Genomic DNA, 20274 nt, shown 5'->3' with positions numbered 1-20274 from the left:
ATAAAAATAGCCCTGAAACCAGGGCTATTTTTATTGGGTCACAAGGGAAATTATAAATGCTTAACGACCACAGCCAAAGGCGACCAGTTTGATGAGGGAATAACATCACTGCCTTGCATCGTCGATAGTTGTTGCTGATTAAATTGAGCCATTTGTTGAATAATTGTCGCAAGGGATCCCATTGATAATGTCTGTTCTTTTTCGATAACCTTCACAGGATCAGTTTCTATTTTCTCTACTCGGTTTGTTTTAACAGTCAAGACAAATTGATTATCAGCCGTTCGATACTGTTTATCTTCACCTGCTTGAGAGGATATTAATTTTTCATGCTCAGATAATCCTGATACAAAAATATGGCTCATTTCACCTTCATCATATACCGTCACTTCACCATGACGTTTTTGTACCACATAAACATTATTACCACTTCCTCCACCTAGATAATCATTTCCTGAGGTTGAAATAAACAGATCATGTCCACTTCCGCCATTAAGATTATCATTACCTTCTCCAGCAATTAAAATATGGTGCCCTTCATTGACAACAATATGATCATCACCTTTACCCCCATCAATCACTGAGCTACTTTGATTATGATTAACAACAATATCATCACCATCCATTAATTCTATCATTGGTAATAAATCTATGGCTTGAGAGAATATATATTGTGATCTGTTTGAAAATAGTTTATTGAGAGACAAAATAGAATTAACAGGTTGATTATCATTAACGGCAATATCATCTCTCAGTAATTCTGTTACCTTTAATGAATGAGGCTCTAGTGTTTGAGTGGATATAATACGCTGTAATTGCGTTGAACGTGATGATAGTTCTTCTCTACGAAAATACTTAGGATACAATGATAATGCCTCTTTATTTAAACGTAGGGAGGGTGGGATCATCAGAACATCACTTTGATGACTCAACCTAACATCCAAAGTGATAGTGGGGATCAGTAAACGCTGACCGCTGTCTGGCTTAGGCAAATGAAAAACTCGATTATCTTTATCAATAAATTGAAGTGTCATTCCTGAGTTAAAAATAGCACTAACACTTTCCGTATCGAAAACAAGTTTAATATGAGCATCAGGATTATAGCGATGAGATAAAACGCCATCACTAAACATCAAATCAAATCCACTCACATCGGATAAAAAGAAATGACTAGTACAATCAGATGTTAATTGTTTATCATTATCACTCAGAGAAATAATGATCTTTTCATTTCTATTTTTAGCTAGCAATGAGCTTATTTGATAATTGTCATAACCGCGACTCAGTTTAATTGATGAATGAGCCGCAATTCCAGCATAATGATTATTCTCGCTATTACCCTGTAGATTAAGCTTTAAATGTTCTCCAGAAGAGAAACCACTGTATTGTAGCTCAGGTAATAATTGAATAAGTTTAGTTTTATTTTCAGATTGAATAGACAATGTGTGTTTATCGTCATTAATAGAAAGCTGTTGAAGCTTCTCTTGCTGATTATACTTTTCTAAATAACTAAAGTTATATGATACCTCTCTTGGTTGATTATTATTTTCATTAATAGTAAGTATAAAACCATCCATAGTCACAATGGTATATCGATGGGCTAATAATTGACTATTTTTATCTTGGTATACATGACTTAATGCAATTAAATGCTCGATAAATTGATCAGGATCTTTATCATTACTAACTTTAAGCGTAAAAACAATATCTGTTTCACGACGAGAAATAGCGGTAATTTCATCAAAAGTATAATTTAACTGGATAAGACTAGCTTCTGTATGCGTCTCTTCATCAATAATAGTTTCAAGTTGTTTAACATTATTATCCGTATTTGATGCTCTTAGAATCGTATAACTATCATTCCCCGCCCCTCCTTGTGCATAACCTTCCCGTAATACCAGCGTATCATCTCCAGCTAATCCATATAATGAATCTACCCCTCCCATGCCATTTAAATAGTTATTTTTTTGGTCACCATAAATAATATCATTACCTATTTCACTGCCTACTACATTTTCAATACTCTCTAAATAGGCAATAACGGGTTGTTTTTGTAGTGTTATATTAGGCATTGTATCCGCTAATTTATGGGTATAGATTTGTCCTTGCTCTTGAAAGATAAAAAGTCTGGCATGAAAACTCTGGCTATTGGATTTATTTTCTCCCCCGATAAATTTAATATAATTTTTAGATAGATTAACTTCATACCCTATATATTTTTTTTCTGTCTGAATAATACGTAATGTATCATTACCTTCTCTACCATAAAAACGGCTGGCATAACGAGGAGATTCAGAAGTGAACACATTAAAGGTGTCATCTTTTTCTCCTCCACTTAATCGTTTAGTCCCATTATGAACATCAAATATATTTTGTGTTATTAATGGTGCAGCAATAATATCATCCCCATTATAAGTATTAAAATAAAATAGCTCATTCTCACGCCAACTTGGCTCAAAATATTGTTTTTCAGCTGTTGATTTAATTAAATCATCTGTTAATTCTCCTGATGATAAATTTTGCCATGTTTTTTCTTTTGTTGTTCTTATTTTATCAAAAAAAGAGATATCCACCTCATCCTCAAAAACAGGATTATCATCTTCAAATGCAAAATTAATCGTATAACGATTTAATTGATTAACATAAAAATCCATATCAAAAATGAGAATTTCATCTGTTGCGATGGCTTCTTTAGGAACATAGTATTTATATTCCGTTCTTTCGACACTAAGATAATGAGAAAGCGCAGCTATCTTTTCTGCTTCTTCTTTACTTAAATTTTTCGCCACTCGTTGTACAACAATTTCTCCAAACGGATTAAGTATATTATCTAATGTTTTCCCCAATATACGAGGGATCACTTTATAATAATGATGTTCTTCATAAAATTGTTTCTCATTCGAATAAAAATAATAACTGTGAGGCTCCTGTTTTTTTATTTCTTTAAGATGTTCTTGCGCATTTTGGTCAATCATGGTTTCTAACTGTGATTTTGTCTCTAAATAGACGATTTCATTCTTTTTGCTTGGTAAGATATCCCCCATTAAAAATGCATAAAAACCATTATTAAGTTCTTCTAGTGGTGTAAATCCTATTTTTTCTTTCGCTTCTTCTATCAGTCTTGCGGCATTATAAATTGAAATGGCTAAGGCGATAACAGCGCCCGCGACAATACCAATAGGCCCCGCGACCGTCGAGCCAGCAAGCATTGCGATAGAAACCCCCAAAGTAACCAATCCGGAAACTATAGCTAAAGAGCCATTCACAATATAGTCAATCCGTCGTTTTTCATTTTTTTCTACTGAGATACGACTAAAGTTATCGTAGATATTATAGATATCAAATCCAATAGACAGGATATTAAGCCCGATACCTATTCGAGTGCTGGTTTTACTAATATACTCCAAAGGATTATTACGGTACTTTAATAATCCTTTAGCTAAAGCGATTTCAATGAGTTCAGATAAGCCATTATAGGCCATTTCTGACCATGTTATGGCAAGATTATTGATGGTCTCTCTATGCTCTTGAGGGGTTAATAGCGGATTATTAAGTTGCTCAGCAAGCATAAAGGTTGAATTGATTGATTGCCATATACCGAAGCTAATATTAGCGTAACCAATTTTACTGATAACTCTCATATGTCTGGGAATTTTTAATGAAGGTATTCTTAAATTTTCCCAATCTTGCTGATTATACTGTTTACTACCTAATGCTATTATTTTCATTAATCTTTCATGAGCCGCGACATAATCAGCTCTACTGGCCATATGAGAAAGAAAATATTTAATTTTATCTTGTTTGTTATTTAATAGATAACGTAATAATGCAATAACTTCTTTATCTTTTTCATTGCCCGTCACAGATAAAAAATAATCATTAAGATGCTGAGGATCAAAAGTAATTTTTTTATCCCAGTTCTCTATCTGATTAAGATCTATCGCATCGATACTTTCACCATTTATCTTTGCACCTAAATAACAGAGTAATCTTTTGTCAATGACAAGATTATTAATTTCCACTTTAGAAGAAATGGTAGAGCTATCTTCACTTGTGGCTAAGTTAACTTCACCTTTAAACTCATTGAGTTTATTTAATGCTTCTACTGGTGATAAAGCGCTAATCTCTTCATCAGACTGACTGATAACAGCGAGTTTTTTTAAATTATTTATGGTCTCTTTATAGAGTTCAAAGCTTGAAATTTTGCTCAATAATACTCGTGATAAAATACCTTTATTACCCTCATCAAAAAAAGCATTAAGCCTATTTTTAGATAGTTCACTTAAATTATCTATTAAGTGAGGAGTATCATAAATTGCATGAATAATTTCAATAACTTGATACGTTCTTTCCGTTAAATTATAGTTTCCATAGTCTTTATTAGTTATTTCTTGCCACTGTTCAAAGTTCGTTCCATCCATTAAAAATTGGTTAAATTCTTTATTAACAGAGGGATCATAAAGTGATTGAATTAAATTCCTTTTTATTAAACTATTATCTGACGTATTAAATATTGCCGATAATTCAACAAAATATTTCTCAATTGCATTATCAATAAGTAAATCGTGATTTATTATTTTATCACTGAACTCTGCAAGTTTTTCTTTATGATATTTAAGGTTAATTTGATCGACTTTCCTAATAATTGCACCTAATTGAGCATAATTGATCTGATAGCGATTTAACTGAATATAGTTTAAAATATCAGCAATGGTCATATTGTCAGAATAGTCAGGAAAAATAGTGCTAATCTCATTCTGATAACCTAACTTAAACTCTTGATTATCTCTATAATTAGTGTAATTGTGTGAGACGAATTGATAGATTTCTGCAGCATAGTTTTTATTTTCAATATCTACTCTTTGCCTATTAGACATTGTATTAGGCTCATTAGGTACTGTTTCAGTAAGTAGCGTATTAGATGCACCTGTATCAGCAAGTAAAGGGTGACCAATAAACTGACTTTCAGTCGTCGGTTTTACCATAATGTATTCATTTTCAAGTATAAGATTGTTATCCGTCACAGTATAAATAGGCATATTTAGCCGCTGAGCAATCCCTTCAATAAATAAATGACCACTTTGATAACTAAATAAAGTCTCCTTATTGGCAAAAACAATTGTTCTTTCACCAACAAATTGATGTTGTAAAATAACATTTTGTAGTGATTCAACACGGCTTTTCTGCTTAACAAGCGCATTGGTGGCAGGAAAGTATTCTTCATTTCCAGCAGCAATCACTCTTATTTCATGTTTTAAACAATAATCAAGAAAACGGCCTATTTCTGGTTTATCTTTTAAGTATTGTGTTAATTGTTCACTTTTTACACCATTATAGAAATAAATGACGATATCATCTTGATAAACGCCACTAATGCTTTCAATAATAATATTATCTACAAAATCTCTAGTAATAAAATTATTATCAACAAATAAAAAATCAAAATTTTCTTTACTTTCATTAAATAACAGATAACTACCATCTATTTCATTTTTGTTCTGATTAAATGACTTTTCTAGTAGGGTAAGAGGATCATTTTCATTAATATAAAAATTACTAGGATGATAGCCATGGTTTCGCTCCTGATAATTATTATTAAAATAACTTTCTAATTGTGCTATTTCATGAATAATCACTCTATTATTAAACTGATGATTGCTAAAAAACTCCAGATATAAATCACGATAAATACCTGTATCATCTGCTTTTTTTATAGAATCAATTTCATCTTCAATCAAATGAAGAAGCTTATTAACATACTTGTTGTTTCTATATTCTGATAATCTTTGATAAGTTAATTTTAAGTGCAGTCTATTTTCATCATCTAAAAGAAAAATATTTTTTATTTCAGAAACATCAATACCATCAATAATTTCTTTTAACGCTTTATAATTATTTTTAAAATTAATCGTATAATCATAACCAACAACCCCAACATTTCTATTTTTATCTAATATTAAAAAAGGGTTATCAATAATTTGCTCATAAATAAAATTACTAATTCCAGTATAACCTTCATTGATTTCATTAACCATCATTCGATAAAAAATTGCTGCTACTAGGCTATTTTTTTGTGCTAATGCAATTAACTTTTCCTTTCCATAAAGGAGATCGCCATAGAATAATTTATCTTCTATTTTCTGTTTCACTTGATTCAGGATATCAACAAGAGAAATATTTTCATTGTTTTGATTAAATAGTATAATTTCATCAATTATAGAAAAACTGGCTGTTATTTTATCAAAATAAATATTCCCCCTTAGTGTATCAATTAATGAAACAATTTTATTCAATGAAAATGATTTTTTACCATTTAATAAATAACTATTAATCTTAATTAAATCTCGATAATAAACATCATTAAATTCCAGATATCCTTTTGGCTTACTCATTTTTTGATGTGCATTAAATTCAGTAAATTGAATATCAATACCATCACTATTACTCATTATAATTACTTTACTGGATTTATTATTCTCAAGAATTTTATCTAAATTATTTTTAACTAAAAATATTCCCTCATCAACAAAAACATTTTTGACCACGACTTCAACTAATTTACTATTTATTTTAAGTTCTAAAATGAGATCACGCTGTTCACTGTAATGAATAACTCGTCCAACAACACCATCTTTAAAAGGCAATGAAAAACCAATTTTTTTTATATTTTCAGCAATACCTTTATGTAACTCGATTTCATTTTGATCCCATAAACTACGATATTTTGTTGTAGGATTTCTTTTATATTCATCAATTATAAAATATTCTTTTCCATCAGCTTTATTTAGAGTATAAGAGCCCATTGTTTTTATTAAAGCGTCTTTTATTGATTCTATATTAGAAAATTCCGTCAATTCAGAATTAGAATCAAATAGCGTAAATTTATAATGATTATTAGAATATCTCTTATAAGCAAGAGCAATGGCATGTGTTTTAAATGCAATAATCGCATAATATTCATTATAATATTGCATTATATATTCTAAGTGATAATTTATTTGTGAGAGACTACTTTCTAGCCTATTTGCATTCGATGCTTTCAAGCCATTTTCTGCTAAAATTTTTCGGTATTCGGTCGCCTTTGTTAAATCAAAAATTGTATAATTTATTTTTTCATATATTCTCTCCATTTGAAAAATCTGTGCGAATTTAATTTCCTTGATCTCTTTAATCAATTTTAATACTTCATATTCTTGTACACTATCAAATATAATTTTTTCAAGCTTATCAGATATCTTTTCTTTTTTGTCCTTGTAAAGGTTAATATTTTCCTTTAGCCAATGTAAATATTTATTCCCTCCTTCTATACCATTATTTCTAACCTCCAATAAATATTTCAAACTTATTCCATAACATACCCCTGAAAGTGGATCAAAATGGCTAAAATTATAATTATTTTCAGCTGAAGCGACAAGATTAATTCTGCCCATTATCTTTTCTAATGGTATTAATAAATCAGAAGTTTGTGAAAAATATTTAACGGATTTATCTTTCATTTTAGTAAAGAACCAATCCTTATTTAATTTATAAAGTAAATGTTCACCATTTTCTTTTAGCTGACGATGTTTAGCTACGGCAATCAAGAATGCTTCATCAATATTATTAAGATATATATGGAGTATTTTTTCTGAGTTTTCATTAGAGTCTCTAACAATAAAAATATTTTTATATGAATAGCTATCTATTAATTCAATAGTTAAATGACTATCAATATGTACCTGTTTTTTTGCCTTAATATCATTAATAACTTCGGCATAAATATCTTTAGGTGTTACTTGCCAATATTTATCGAGAGTAAAGAAATTAAAATATTCGTTCTTAGCGTAAAATCGGTAAGATATAGAGTTATCAGCAACACTGTTTTTAACCATTTGATTAATAGTATGAATAAGGTCATCTTTTTTAGAAAAGAATTCCACTGTACCTTCAAAGTCAATGATTTTAAATAATTGATTGGTATTATCTATCTGTATAAATAAGTTTTTATTTTCTATTTTTAAGTGAAAAAATCCTGATGGGTAATGCTGAAATACTGAATTAATACGTGTTTTATTTAGCTTTTGATAATTTTTGTTTGTAAGATAAGAATTATTAACAAATAAATTTTCTATACTTGCATTAATCTCTTTTACAATAAAATCAATCGCTTTAGTAAATTTATCCCGATTATAAAGAGATAAATTACTTTCTATTTTTATTAGAAAGTCATTAGCAGCATATTCATTTTTATAAGTAAGAATATAAATATAATTCTCAATTAAAACACGTCTTACTGAATCAATATTAAAAGGTAATTCAACACTATGCTCTTTAATATATTTCACTATTTCTAGTGTAATTCTTTCAATATCATCATTGATATTAATTTTCTTAAATCTACCCATAGTCTACCTCTTTATTGTTAATTACATTAAGAGATAAAAACTAGTGTAATTCTCCTTAGCATTAAATGATTATTTTCTTATTTTTATTTGGGTATAAAATTATTTAAAACAATAAAAAAGCTCACCCTTATAGTGAGCTTTTTAATAAAAACAAAATTAATTAATATAAATAATTATATTTATTTAGGTGCTCGTTCTAACAAAAATGCTCTTAATTGAGAAAAATCTGCCGGTAAAAGATGCGATAGTAATTTTTTATCAGCACGCTCAGCTAATTCTTTTGGTAAAGGTAATGTATCACCTAAAATACGCTCGACATTTTCTTTAAATTTCGCCGGATGAGCTGTACCTAAAAATACCCCATATTCTCCTTCTTGTAGCTCATCACGTAATAGACGATAAGCAACCGCCGCATGAGGCTCTGAAATATAGCCTTTTTGTGCCAGTTCACGTACGGTTTCTTCCGTCGTTTCATCGCTCACAGCCCCATGCGAAAGATCAGACAACAGCCAACCTTTGCGATGATATAACTCTTCAATACGAGGCCAATTATTAGGCTGGCTAACATCCATCGCATTTGAAAGTGTTGCTATTGTCCGATGTGGTTCCCATTTACCACTATCTAAATAGCGAGGAACGGTATCATTCACATTGGTCGCTGCAATAAAGCGTTTAACAGGTAATCCCATAGATTTAGCCAGTAATCCTGCAGTGAGATCACCAAAATTACCACTTGGTACAGAAATGACTAATTGTTGACGTTTTTCAGCTGGAATTTGTGCAACCGCTTCAAAGTAATAGCAGATTTGTGCCAGTAGGCGGCTAATATTAATCGAGTTAGCCGAGTTTAAATGCATGGTGTTCTTTAAATATTCATCATCAAATGCCTGTTTGACTAATGCTTGGCAAGCATCAAAGTCATCTTGAATAGCAACAGTATGAATATTTTCCCCTAATGTACAAAATAGTTTTTCTTGTAATGGGCTGATTTTTCCTTGGGGATAGAGGATCACGACTTGGACATTATCTAACTTGTAGAAAGCATGAGCGACCGCTGCTCCTGTATCACCGGATGTCGCCGTTAAAATTGTAACAGGCTGGTCACCCGCGACTTCTGATAACATTTGAGCCATAAAACGGCCACCAAAGTCTTTAAAAGCCAGTGTCGGTCCGTGGAAGAGTTCAAGACAACTAATATCCTCTTCTACTTGTGTCACTGGCGCAGGAAAAGCAAATGCCGTATTCACACGTTTTGCTAACACATCAGCAGGAATTTCATCACCGATAAAAGCACTTAAAATACGGCTACTGCGTGTTGCAAAGTCTAATTTTAATAGCGCATCAATTTCTGCTTGAGAAAATGAAGGCAAGTCTTTGGGAAAAAAGAGTCCTTGCTGTTTTCCTAAACCTTGTTTAACCGCTTGAGCAAAACTGACTTGTTCTTGGTTATCTTTTAAATTATATAATTTCATTACTTACCCTATCTCTCTTGCGCCACGAGTATCTAAACGGCAGATGTGTACAAAGCCTTCATCGTTTTGTACATAATGTTGTTGTAACCATTGCGCCACATCTTGGGCAATAGCCAATGAATCAGTAATAGAAAACAGCGTTGGCCCTGAGCCTGAAATACCGCATGCAAGCGCGCCTTTTTGTAATGCAGCCTCTCTCGCTTTATCAAAACCAGGGAGCAACTGTGTTCGATAGGGCTCTGCAATCACATCTTTCATTAAGCTTGCGGCAAGTTTTGGTTGTTGTGTATGACAAGCATGAATAAATCCAGATAAATAACGACCATGATTAATAATATCAGCTTTATCGTATTGTTTAGGGAGGATAGCCCTTGCTTGTGCCGTTGAGACTTTGATCCCCGGATAAGCCATCACCCAATACCAATCGTCAAAAGCTGGCACAGGCTGACAAATAATGTCGTTTTGTTCCAAAATAAGTTGTAAACCACCTAAATAACATGGCGCGACATTATCGTAATGCACACTACCGGAAATACGGCCTTCCAGCTCTCCCATCATTAATAATAAGTGGCTTTCACTAAATGGTTTGTGAGCAAATTCGTTTAATGCAACGAGTGCAGCCACAACAGAGCAAGCACTTGATCCTAATCCTGAACCTATCGGCATGTTTTTTTCAAGTGTCATTGAGACAGGTAATTGTTTACCTAATTTTTCACAAAATAGCTCCCAACATTGATAAACAATATTTTGCTTAGCATCAGAAGGTAATTTGCTAACAAAGCGTCCTTTGCTGTGAAGTTGAAATTCTTGCGCCGCTTCAACGGTTACGCAATCTCCTAATAATTGACCATCAATAGGCGAAACCGCGGCTCCTAACACATCAAAACCGACACTCACATTGCCAATTGACGCCGGTGCATAAACTTTAACCACCTTTAAACTCCTAATTTCCATGATAGTGTACGTAATACATCTGCAAATACCCCAGCAGCAGTGACATCATTTCCTGCACCATATCCACGTAAAACTAAAGGAATTGGTTGATAGTAGCGAGTGTAGAAGGCTAGCGCATTTTCACCATTTTTTACTTTAAAGAGAGGATCGTTAGCATCAACGGCCATTATTTTGACTTGGCATTTCCCCTCATTGATGATCCCCACATAACGTAATACCTTCGCTGACTTTTGGGCTTCTTCGACTTTAGCATCAAACTCAACATCTACTTGAGGTAAGCGGTTTAAGAAACTCTCGACATCACCTGTACTATCAAATGAACTAGGTAAAACAGGCTCTACATCAATATCACTCAACTCTAATTGATAGCCCGCTTCACGAGCGAGAATAAGCAGTTTACGTGCAACATCCATTCCCGAGAGATCATCTCTTGGATCTGGCTCTGTAAACCCTTTTTCTTTCGCAGAAAGTGTCGCTTCAGACAAGCTTTTTCCTTCATCTAGCTGACCAAAAATATAAGAGAGTGAGCCAGAAAGAATACCATTAAATTGTACCAACTCATCGCCAGCATTAAGCAAGTTCTGTAAGTTTTCAATAACAGGTAAACCCGCACCAACATTAGTGTCATATAAGAATTTACGACGTGATGCTTCCGCTGATTGGCGAATTTGATGATAGTAATCCATCGACATCGTATTGGCTTTCTTATTAGGCGTAACAACATTAAAGCCATTTTGTAAGAAATTGGCGTATTGCTGTGCAATCATTTCGTTTGAAGTGCAATCAACAATCACAGGATTGAGGAAGTGGTACTCTTTTTCTAAGCGAATAAGCTGACTAAAGCTAAAAGGCTCTTTAGCTGCTTGTAGCGCTTGTTGCCAATTATCTAAATCGATACCTTGCATATTGGTTAGCATCGCACGTGAATTGGCAATCCCACAAACACGTAGGTCGATATGTTTGTTTTTTAGCCATGCTTGTTGACGATGGATCTGCTCGATTAGCGCGCTGCCAACACCACCGACACCGACAATAAAGACTTCTACGATTTGGTTAGTGTTAAAGAGCATTTGGTGACATAAACGCACCGCATTCGTCGCTGCATCATTGGCAATAACTGCAGAGATAGAGCGTTCAGAAGAGCCTTGAGCAATAGCAACAATATTAATATTGCCTCGAGTTAAAGCAGAGAAGAAACGGGCTGAGATCCCTTTAAGGGTGCGCATACCATCACCGACAACCGAGATGATAGCAACATTGTTCATAATATCTAACGGATCAAGTACGCCATCTTTTAACTCTAGATAGAATTCTTCTGACAGTGCTTTTTGCGCTCTAATTAGCTCTTTTTGCGGTACACAAAAACTAATACTGTATTCAGATGAAGATTGAGTAATTAATACTACCGATATTCCTGCTCGCGACATCACGGAAAAGACACGAGCCGCCATACCCACCATTCCCTTCATACCTGGCCCTGATACATTGATCATTGCCATATTATTCAGGTTAGTGATCCCTTTTACCGGCGTGCTGTCATCTTTTTGACCATCACCTATTAACGTACCCGGTGCTTCTGGATTGCCCGTATTTTTAATTAAACAAGGGATTTGAAATTGAGCAATAGGTGCAATAGTGCGTGGATGAAGGACTTTGGCACCAAAGTAAGAAAGTTCCATCGCCTCTTGATAGGACATGCCTTTTAATAGGTGTGCATCTGGGACGAGGCGTGGATCACAGGTGTAAACACCATCAACATCCGTCCAAATTTCACAACATTGTGCACGTAAACACGCGGCTAATACGGCGGCTGAATAATCTGAGCCATTACGACCGAGAACCACAAGCTCATTTTTTTCATTACCGGCAGTGAAACCTGCCATCAAGATCATATGATCTTTCGGAATATTAAGGGCGGAAATACGGCGAGTTGATTCAGGAATATCCACTGTCGATTCGAAATAATGACCTTGAGCAAGGAGATTTTTAACCGGATCAATGACGGTAACGTTATATCCTCTAGCTTGTAACACCGACTCCATAATGGCAATCGAAAGCTTTTCACCACGACAAATCATCGCAGCATTGATGCTATCAGGACATTGCCCTAATAGGGAGATACCATGCAGGATATGTTTAATCTCAGCAAACTCACGCTCAACTTTGTCTTTTAAACCTTGGTAATCAAAACCAGGTTGATTTTCTCGTAAACCTTGCAATAGATTAGCGAAGATTTGCTCTGCTTCTCGTACTTGAGTGAGAGGTTCTTCTCCTTCTGCCGTTTTTTCAATCATTGCCACCAAGTAATTCGTTATCTTGGCAGGTGCTGATAATACCAGAGCGACTTGTCCCTGCTCTCGTTTTTTCTCAGCGATATCAGCAACATTCAGCACCCTTTCTGCATTGGCAACTGAAGTTCCCCCAAATTTTAACACTCGCATACAGCTCTCCTGATTTTTCGCCAAAAAAAAGCCCGCATTTCTCAATGCGGGCTTTTTCGTTTTTTGTTTTTTATATGCGACAGCCCGCCCCGCAATATAAAATTCCGGTGGTGGTGGTGGTAATAATTGTATTCATAGTCACTGGGCTGTAAGTACGCATAACAATCCTGTCTGTCTCAAAATTAGTTTGACCCTATACTGGTTAAAGCAAAGCGAGAGAGATGTCAAATTTTTTCTTTTCTATTGCCTCAATTTACCTACAATTTAAATAAAATTTATTCGAGCATTACTTATATTGTAGTATACATATTACTACTAATAAGGGGGAGTTACAGAAAATAACGCTACCATTTAAGAGTTACTTAGACATTTGTACTTTTACAAATAATAAGGTATTTTATTTCACTTCTTTTTTTGTAACAAAACTGGTAAAAAGATAAAATCTCACTATATTTAACATATATTTTTCTTTTGCATTACATAAATCAAATTATATAGTTAACTATTGAAATCAAGGTTAAGCTGTTATCTTGATTTTGATATGTGTCAACAAAAGTTAGCTTTTTAGATGGTATTTAATACAACAGGTGTTATATTGCTGTTAATAGACTATGGGCATTTTACATTCTGATTTTAACGTCCATTGTCAGTAAAATAGGTCATGTTTGTAATTAATAACGTGATGGTTATTTATCGAATTTTCATCTGGGTCTAATTTTGGCGTGCTAATAACAAAAATGAATAACCACACACCTTGCACACACAGAAGTTACACACAGATATCCTTTTTCTATTTTTGGTAATTTTAGGTAGCAAATATGCAAACCCCGCACATTCTGATTGTTGAAGATGAAGTAGTTACTCGTAATACCCTGAAAAGCATATTCGAAGCTGAAGGGTATATCGTACACGAAGCCACTGATGGCAACGAGATGCATAATATTCTGTCCGACCATGATATCAATCTGGTTATTATGGATATTAATCTTCCTGGTAAAAACGGTCTTCTATTAGCCCGTGAATTACGTGAACAGGTAAGTGTTGCATTAATGTTCCTAACAGGTCGTGATAATGAAGTTGATAAAATCTTAGGCCTTGAAATTGGTGCCGATGATTACATCACTAAACCATTTAATCCTCGTGAATTAACTATCCGTGCTCGTAACTTATTGTCACGCACTATGAATTTAGCGAATGGCACAGAAGAGCGTCGTCTAGTTGAAAGCTATAAATTTAATGGTTGGGAGCTAGATATTAATAGTCGCTCTCTTATTAGCCCTACAGGTGAACAGTATAAATTACCTCGTAGTGAGTTTCGTGCGATGTTACATTTCTGCGAAAACCCAGGAAAAATCCAAACTCGTGCAGAATTACTGAAAAAAATGACGGGTCGTGAATTAAAACCTCATGATCGTACTGTAGACGTTACCATTCGTCGTATTCGTAAACACTTTGAATCAACCCCTGATACACCTGAGATTATCGCCACTATCCATGGTGAAGGTTATCGTTTCTGTGGTGATTTAGACGAGTGATATCAGTGTTACCCTAGTAAAAAATAATGCTAAAAACCCCGGATTTCAGTTTCGGGGTTTTTCTTTATTAAAGCATAAAAGATAAAAATTGATCTTAGCAACTATTTTAAATAGAAACTAATTTATCAACTAAAAAAATTTCTTACACTTAATCTTATTAATTTTGTTAATTAATTAAAAAAATTACTCTTTCCATGGCATGATGGGTACTGCACTAATGGCATTTTTCGGTGAGCCATCGATAACCTTATCAGAGTAAGTAAGATATATCAGTGCATGGCGGTTTTTATCGTAAAAACGCACCACTTGTAGCTTTTTAAAGACTAGTGACGTTCTTTTTTGAAAAACAACATCACCACGATTTTTACCTTTTAAGACTTTTTCGCTTAATTCGATTGGCCCTACTTGTTGGCAAGAAATAGCTGCATCGGCGGTATCTTCAGCAAGCCCTAAACTACCGGAAATGCCCCCTGTTTTAGCACGGCTTAAATAGCAAGTGACATTTTTGACTTCAGGATCATCAAAAGCTTCAATGACAATTTTATGATTGGCACCAAAAAACTTAAAAACCGTATCGACATAACCAATTTCTTCAGCTTTCACCATTATTGACATAGGAAGCAAGATAGAAAGTGCGAGTATCTTTTTGAAATTAAACATATTAAATTTATTCCATAAAAAGAAGAAAGAATGATTTTGTCTAGGATAAAGCAAACTTTTGTTAACTGGTAGAATAATTTGTATACATGACTCATTGAAAAAGACTATATTTCATCTTTATCTAACAATATAACTTGTTATAGACGTTCAGGCTATTTACCATCTACAGCATAAATAAACGAATATGACTAAGGGAGATGTATGGATCAAACCAACATCATACGTGATTTACTCGCTTGGCTTGACAATAATCTGGATCAGCCACTATCCCTCGATAATGTCGCAACTAAAGCGGGTTACTCTAAGTGGCACCTACAACGCATGTTTAAAGAAGTAACAGGGCAGGCGATTGGTTCTTATATTCGTTCGAGGCGTCTATCTCGCGCGGCTGTGGCATTGCGTTTAACAAGTCGTCCTATCTTAGATATCGCTTTACAATATCGTTTTGATTCTCAACAAACATTTACTCGCGCCTTTAAAAAGCAGTTTGATAGAACTCCAGCCCTATATCGCCGTTCTGATGAGTGGTGTGCTGTAGGTATTTGTCCTCCAATAAAATTAGATCCTCAGCCTTTGCCTAAATGGGAATATGTGCAATTACCGGAGATAAAATTGATTGGTATTGAACAAACTTGTAGCCATACACTAGAACAATGGGCCAATGCTTGTTCCGATATGCGTCAGACATTTTGGCAAAATTATATTACTAAGGTAAACACTATCCCCCATGAGGTTTATGGTTTGCACCATACACAACACAGTGATGAGCATGAAGATGAACAGCGTGTTATCTACACCACCGCCGTTGAGCCTGCTTATGCGAGTTTTGTAGAAGATGATACTGCTTATGAAGTCATATTGGAGGCTGGCGATTATATTCGCTTTGACTTCGAGGGAGAGGCAAAACGAGGCGCCATGCAGGAATTTTTATTCTTAATTTATGGTGTTTGCTTGCCAACCATGGGGCTTACTCGCCGTAAAGGACATGATATTGAAAAGTATTATCTTAAAGAAGTGCACTATGACAATGTGATGACCGCCGAGCCACAAGATCATATTAAGCGTTTTGAGTATTATATTCCCATTAAACGCGAAACGGCCTAACAATAAGACTCTCTTTTACAGCGAAGAGAGTCTGTTATTGTCATTAACGCTGTACTTCATCAAGAGCGATATCAGTAAGATGACTCACATCCCCTGCTGTTTCGATTACCCATCCATTAGCGAGCCAAGGACTGTTTTGATAGTCCACTCGTGAAATTGAACAGTTACGTAGTCTTAAACGTCGTTCAGCGTAAGCAGGTAGGCCTAACACCGTACTTAGCAGGCAACCTAATGCAATACCGTGACTCACCAGTAAAGGACGGCTATGCTCTGGTAACGCCAAGCAACTGTTTAAAGCAGCCTGCATACGATTAGCTAATTCCACCATGGATTCTCCTTGGGGAATTCGTCCATCAGGTGTACCATCAATTAAACTCTTGCGCCAAGCTTCTTCTTGTGTATTTAATGTGGCGATCTCTCGCTGTTCAAGAACGCCCATATCAAGTTCACGCAAACGGGGATCCGTGATTACGTCACAGCGACAAGCTTGTGCAATAATCTCTGCCGTCTGACAAGTCCGGCCAAGATCACTAGAAATTATGTGGGTAATACCTGCTGATTTTACTCTTTCAGCAACTTGTTGTGCCTGTCGCACACCCATTGCTGTTAGTGGGCTATCAGATTGCCCTTGTATACGTCTCGCCACGTTCCACTCAGTTTCACCGTGGCGAACAAGATAGACCTGTAACATACATTTTTTCCGTTATACTGCTCTAATTTTTCAAAGGATGATTAACTCATTATGTATCATGTCATTGCAGCCACTACGAATCCAGCAAAAATCAACGCGATCAAACTCGCCTTTGAGCAAGTGTTCGGTAAAGATACCTTTGATATTGAAGATATTAATGTCGATAGCCGCGTTCCACAGCAACCTATTGGAAATACAGAAACGAGAACTGGCGCACGCCAACGTGTGATGGCCGCAAGACAAGTACGTCCAGAAGCTGACTTTTGGGTAGGTGTTGAAGCGGGTATTGAAGACGATATGACTTTTGCTTGGATTGTTATCGAACACGAGCAAATTCGCGGTGAATCTCGCTCAGCCAGTTTAATGCTACCGGAACAGATTTTAAAAGGCGTTCGTGAAGGTCGTGAACTTGGCGATGAAATGGCATTTTTAACCAAGATTGATAATATTAAGCAAAAAGGTGGCGCTATTGGTTATTTTACTGATGGTTTATTAAGTCGCACTTCTGTTTACCAACAAGCGATTGTATTAGCTTTAGTCCCCGTCACTCATGATATTTATAAACAACTTAACAAAAAAGATGATGAATGAGTGATTAAATAGTTCTCTTGTCGCTATTTTAGAAAAATGCCATTTAACCAACTGATTAAATGGCATTTTTATTTCTAACGAATAGGCAATTATTTTTTTATCATAAGCTCTTTTTCAAGCCATAATTTCACATCATGGGGTGCTGTTTTTAAGCTATTAGAACCTCTGGTAATAGTGGCGATGCCAACCCCTAATAGCTCTTTTAGCTCTCGTTGACTTAATTCCCCACGCATTAATTCTTGAACAATACGCACTCTTGTTGCTAATGCACTGCGCTCATCTGGCGTCATTAAAAGTTGTAAAACAGGAAATTCAACTCCCTGTTCAAACGCTTGGCGTAATAACTCAACAAAACGTACCCAGTGTTCATTCTCTTCTGGTGATAATGCAGGATCTAGCATAGTGGGAACCTCTTCTAGCCACACTCATAAACTAGTACAAACTATAGCATATTTTATCCTGTGACAAAGAGGTTCCATTAATAAATCGCTTAATTATCTCATTAATAACGACTATTCCACTCAGTTTGAGTTAATACCGGTTGTTGCTCTCCGGCAAAATAGCTATAAAACACCGCAAATGAGAGTACATTTTTGACATAACCACGCGTTTCTGCGAATGGAATACTCTCAATAAAAGCAATAGCATCTAGTTGGTTATTAGCATCAGATAACCAACGGTCAACCCGTGCAGGACCTGCATTATAGGCTGCACTAGATAAAATACGGTTTTGATTAAAACGCTGATAAACAGAATCAAGATAAGCGGTACCAATTTCAATATTTTTAACCGGATCTGTCAGTTGCGCACTACTTGCATACCCGGTAATACCTGCTTGTTTTACCGTGAACTCTGCGGTTTTCGGCATCACTTGCATAAGACCCGTTGCCCCAGCTGAAGAGCGAGCTTGTGGGTTCCATGCACTTTCTTGGCGAGCGATCGCCATCGCATAATTGCGATCTATCGCTTTATCTTTCGTATATCGTTCAAATTCATTTTGCCATGCAAGTGGGAAGCGCTCTTCTAAATGGTTCCACATTTTACCAGTAATCGTTGCTTGTACTGCTAAGTCAGCCCATTGTTGCTCAAAAGCATAACGCGCTAGTTGAGATTGTGTGGTAGCAGGCTGGGTGGCAACATAATTTGCCCACTCAGTACGCGCTAAATTATCCATTTGCCAATACATTAATTCGCGTACTCGTTGCACTTCAGGTTGCTGTGGAATTGTGGGTGAAACACTTGGCGCTTTATCTATTACCATAACATAAGGTTTACCTAGCTTTTCAGCCGCCACCATAGGATAAAAACCGCGATGTTGTGTTAGTTCTTGTAAAAGCGCTTGTGCTTCACTGTTTTTACCTTGCGATTGCAACACCATCGCTCGCCAATAACGCCACTCCTCTTTATTTTTACTTTCAGGTGATAATCTTTCTAACCATAAAGCTAATTCTGCGGGCTGATTTTGGCTTAACGCTAAACGCACACGACGCTCACGCAGGGTATCTGAAGCGGTATCTTGTATCACACTATCACGCCATTTAGCCTGCTCTGGTGTGGCATATGGCATATATTGCCAAGCGACCGTATCACGCATTAATTGGCGTTCAGCTGTCGTCATTTTTTGAGCTCTGGCAATACTATCAAGCTGTGCTCTTGCACTATCGGCATCTTTTCGCGCCCAACGTGAAAATGCGGCTTGTACAATATTACGCGTAAAATCTGTTGGTGAAAGTTGTGTAGCATAACGAGCAACCAGATTAGGGTGATCTTGTAGTTCAACAATGGCATCGTTAATCGTTTGATAATCCATCGGCAATCGCTTAGCTAAATAAGTTGCTAACCCAGTATTACCACTTTTTATTGCTAAATTAATCCGCTCTAACACTAATTCAATACTTAAATTTCCTGCTTTTTGCCACTCATCAAATAGCGGATCACAGCTTGAAGGCATAGAAGTACCGTTTAACCACGCTTCTTTTGCACCAACCCACGCCGTTTGTTTATCCCCTGTCGCCCATTTAGCATAATAGTAGTTACACCTTGCTGCTTTAGGCTTAGGAGGATTAGGACTAAAAGTCAGTAAGTTTTGCCACTCTTGACGTTTTGCTAACTCATTAACAAACAAAGAAGGTAGTGCTTTCGCGGGTGGCAAAGTTGGATATTTTTCGACAAATTCAGTCACCACAGCCGGAGCGACCACATCAAGATTATCGGTAATTTGGCGATATTCAAGATAGGGATAAAGAGGATAATCTTGTAATGTCGGTAATAATTTTTCAACTTGTGCTGTATCTTTAGCATCCCAAGCTGCTTTAATTTCTTGGTAACGTGTTCGTTGTTCACTTAATGAATCTGCTTGTGCCCACGCAGAGAAACACAATGTACTAATTGCCAAGACGAAGGACCACTTTTGCTTAACCACGTTACCTCTCCCACCTCAAATTT

The 20274-nt window shown here is 35.5% G+C and carries 11 protein-coding genes and 1 other annotated feature; of the genes, 3 read left to right on the top strand and 8 right to left on the bottom strand.

Annotated elements, in window-relative coordinates; translation table 11 throughout:
* Positions 1-50 precede the first annotated feature (50 nt).
* From AACV00_RS08080 to thrA, 4 genes are all read right to left on the bottom strand, one after another.
* Positions 51-8381: a calcium-binding protein gene (locus AACV00_RS08080; protein ID WP_161679950.1), complete on the bottom strand. Its 8331-nt coding sequence runs from the start codon at positions 8379-8381 to the stop codon at positions 51-53.
* Between the two features lie 179 nt (positions 8382-8560).
* Positions 8561-9853 carry a threonine synthase gene (thrC, locus tag AACV00_RS08075; protein ID WP_004248957.1) on the bottom strand — a complete coding sequence of 431 codons (1293 nt, stop codon included), beginning with the start codon at positions 9851-9853 and terminating at the stop codon, positions 8561-8563.
* Positions 9854-9856: 3 nt separating this feature from the next.
* Positions 9857-10786, bottom strand: a complete 930-nt coding sequence (gene thrB, locus AACV00_RS08070; RefSeq protein ID WP_004248956.1) for a homoserine kinase — start codon at positions 10784-10786, stop codon at positions 9857-9859.
* A gap of 2 nt (positions 10787-10788) precedes the next feature.
* Positions 10789-13248, bottom strand: a complete 2460-nt coding sequence (thrA, locus tag AACV00_RS08065) for a bifunctional aspartate kinase/homoserine dehydrogenase I (protein ID WP_161679952.1) — start codon at positions 13246-13248, stop codon at positions 10789-10791.
* 21 nt (positions 13249-13269) lie between these two features.
* Positions 13270-13388: a sequence feature (Thr leader region), on the bottom strand.
* Between the two features lie 678 nt (positions 13389-14066).
* On the opposite strand from thrA, the gene arcA reads away from it, so the two are divergent.
* A complete protein-coding gene (gene arcA / locus AACV00_RS08060; protein WP_004245226.1) occupies positions 14067-14783 on the top strand; it encodes a two-component system response regulator ArcA in 717 nt (238 codons plus the stop codon).
* 183 nt (positions 14784-14966) lie between these two features.
* Here arcA and creA read toward each other — a convergent pair whose 3' ends face one another.
* The gene (creA, locus tag AACV00_RS08055; protein ID WP_004248955.1) at positions 14967-15443 is read right to left on the bottom strand and encodes a protein CreA; all 477 of its coding nucleotides are present in this window, start codon (positions 15441-15443) and stop codon (positions 14967-14969) included.
* Positions 15444-15644: 201 nt separating this feature from the next.
* On the opposite strand from creA, the gene robA reads away from it, so the two are divergent.
* Positions 15645-16547, top strand: coding sequence for an MDR efflux pump AcrAB transcriptional activator RobA (gene robA, locus AACV00_RS08050; protein ID WP_012368859.1), 903 nt, complete (start codon positions 15645-15647; stop codon positions 16545-16547).
* 43 nt (positions 16548-16590) lie between these two features.
* Here robA and gpmB read toward each other — a convergent pair whose 3' ends face one another.
* Positions 16591-17238 carry a 2,3-diphosphoglycerate-dependent phosphoglycerate mutase GpmB gene (gene gpmB / locus AACV00_RS08045; RefSeq protein ID WP_004245229.1) on the bottom strand — a complete coding sequence of 216 codons (648 nt, stop codon included), beginning with the start codon at positions 17236-17238 and terminating at the stop codon, positions 16591-16593.
* Positions 17239-17289: 51 nt separating this feature from the next.
* Here gpmB and yjjX point away from each other — a divergent pair, with 51 nt between their 5' ends.
* Entirely contained in the window at positions 17290-17829 is a 540-nt protein-coding gene (gene yjjX / locus AACV00_RS08040) for an inosine/xanthosine triphosphatase (protein ID WP_004248953.1), read from the top strand.
* Positions 17830-17918: 89 nt separating this feature from the next.
* Here yjjX and trpR read toward each other — a convergent pair whose 3' ends face one another.
* A complete protein-coding gene (gene trpR, locus AACV00_RS08035; protein WP_004248952.1) occupies positions 17919-18230 on the bottom strand; it encodes a trp operon repressor in 312 nt (103 codons plus the stop codon).
* A 101-nt stretch (positions 18231-18331) separates the two neighbouring features.
* Positions 18332-20251: a murein transglycosylase gene (gene sltY / locus AACV00_RS08030; protein WP_004248951.1), complete on the bottom strand. Its 1920-nt coding sequence runs from the start codon at positions 20249-20251 to the stop codon at positions 18332-18334.
* Positions 20252-20274: the final 23 nt, after the last annotated feature.

This window comes from Proteus sp. G3927, from assembly GCF_963894685.1.
Classification (GTDB): domain Bacteria; phylum Pseudomonadota; class Gammaproteobacteria; order Enterobacterales; family Enterobacteriaceae; genus Proteus; species Proteus mirabilis.
Note: the sequence above shows the minus strand (reverse complement) of the source record. Positions and strands in the feature narration are given on the sequence as shown.

What these genes read in the sequence shown, in the direction of transcription:
- AACV00_RS08080 (WP_161679950.1), bottom strand. Translation starts at nt 8,381, where the DNA reads ATGGGTAGATTTAAGAAAATTAATATCAATGATGATATTGAAAGAATT.
- arcA (WP_004245226.1), top strand. Translation starts at nt 14,067, where the DNA reads ATGCAAACCCCGCACATTCTGATTGTTGAAGATGAAGTAGTTACTCGT.
- creA (WP_004248955.1), bottom strand. Translation starts at nt 15,443, where the DNA reads ATGTTTAATTTCAAAAAGATACTCGCACTTTCTATCTTGCTTCCTATG.
- robA (WP_012368859.1), top strand. Translation starts at nt 15,645, where the DNA reads ATGGATCAAACCAACATCATACGTGATTTACTCGCTTGGCTTGACAAT.
- gpmB (WP_004245229.1), bottom strand. Translation starts at nt 17,238, where the DNA reads ATGTTACAGGTCTATCTTGTTCGCCACGGTGAAACTGAGTGGAACGTG.
- thrC (WP_004248957.1), bottom strand. Translation starts at nt 9,853, where the DNA reads ATGAAATTATATAATTTAAAAGATAACCAAGAACAAGTCAGTTTTGCT.
- yjjX (WP_004248953.1), top strand. Translation starts at nt 17,290, where the DNA reads ATGTATCATGTCATTGCAGCCACTACGAATCCAGCAAAAATCAACGCG.
- thrA (WP_161679952.1), bottom strand. Translation starts at nt 13,248, where the DNA reads ATGCGAGTGTTAAAATTTGGGGGAACTTCAGTTGCCAATGCAGAAAGG.
- trpR (WP_004248952.1), bottom strand. Translation starts at nt 18,230, where the DNA reads ATGCTAGATCCTGCATTATCACCAGAAGAGAATGAACACTGGGTACGT.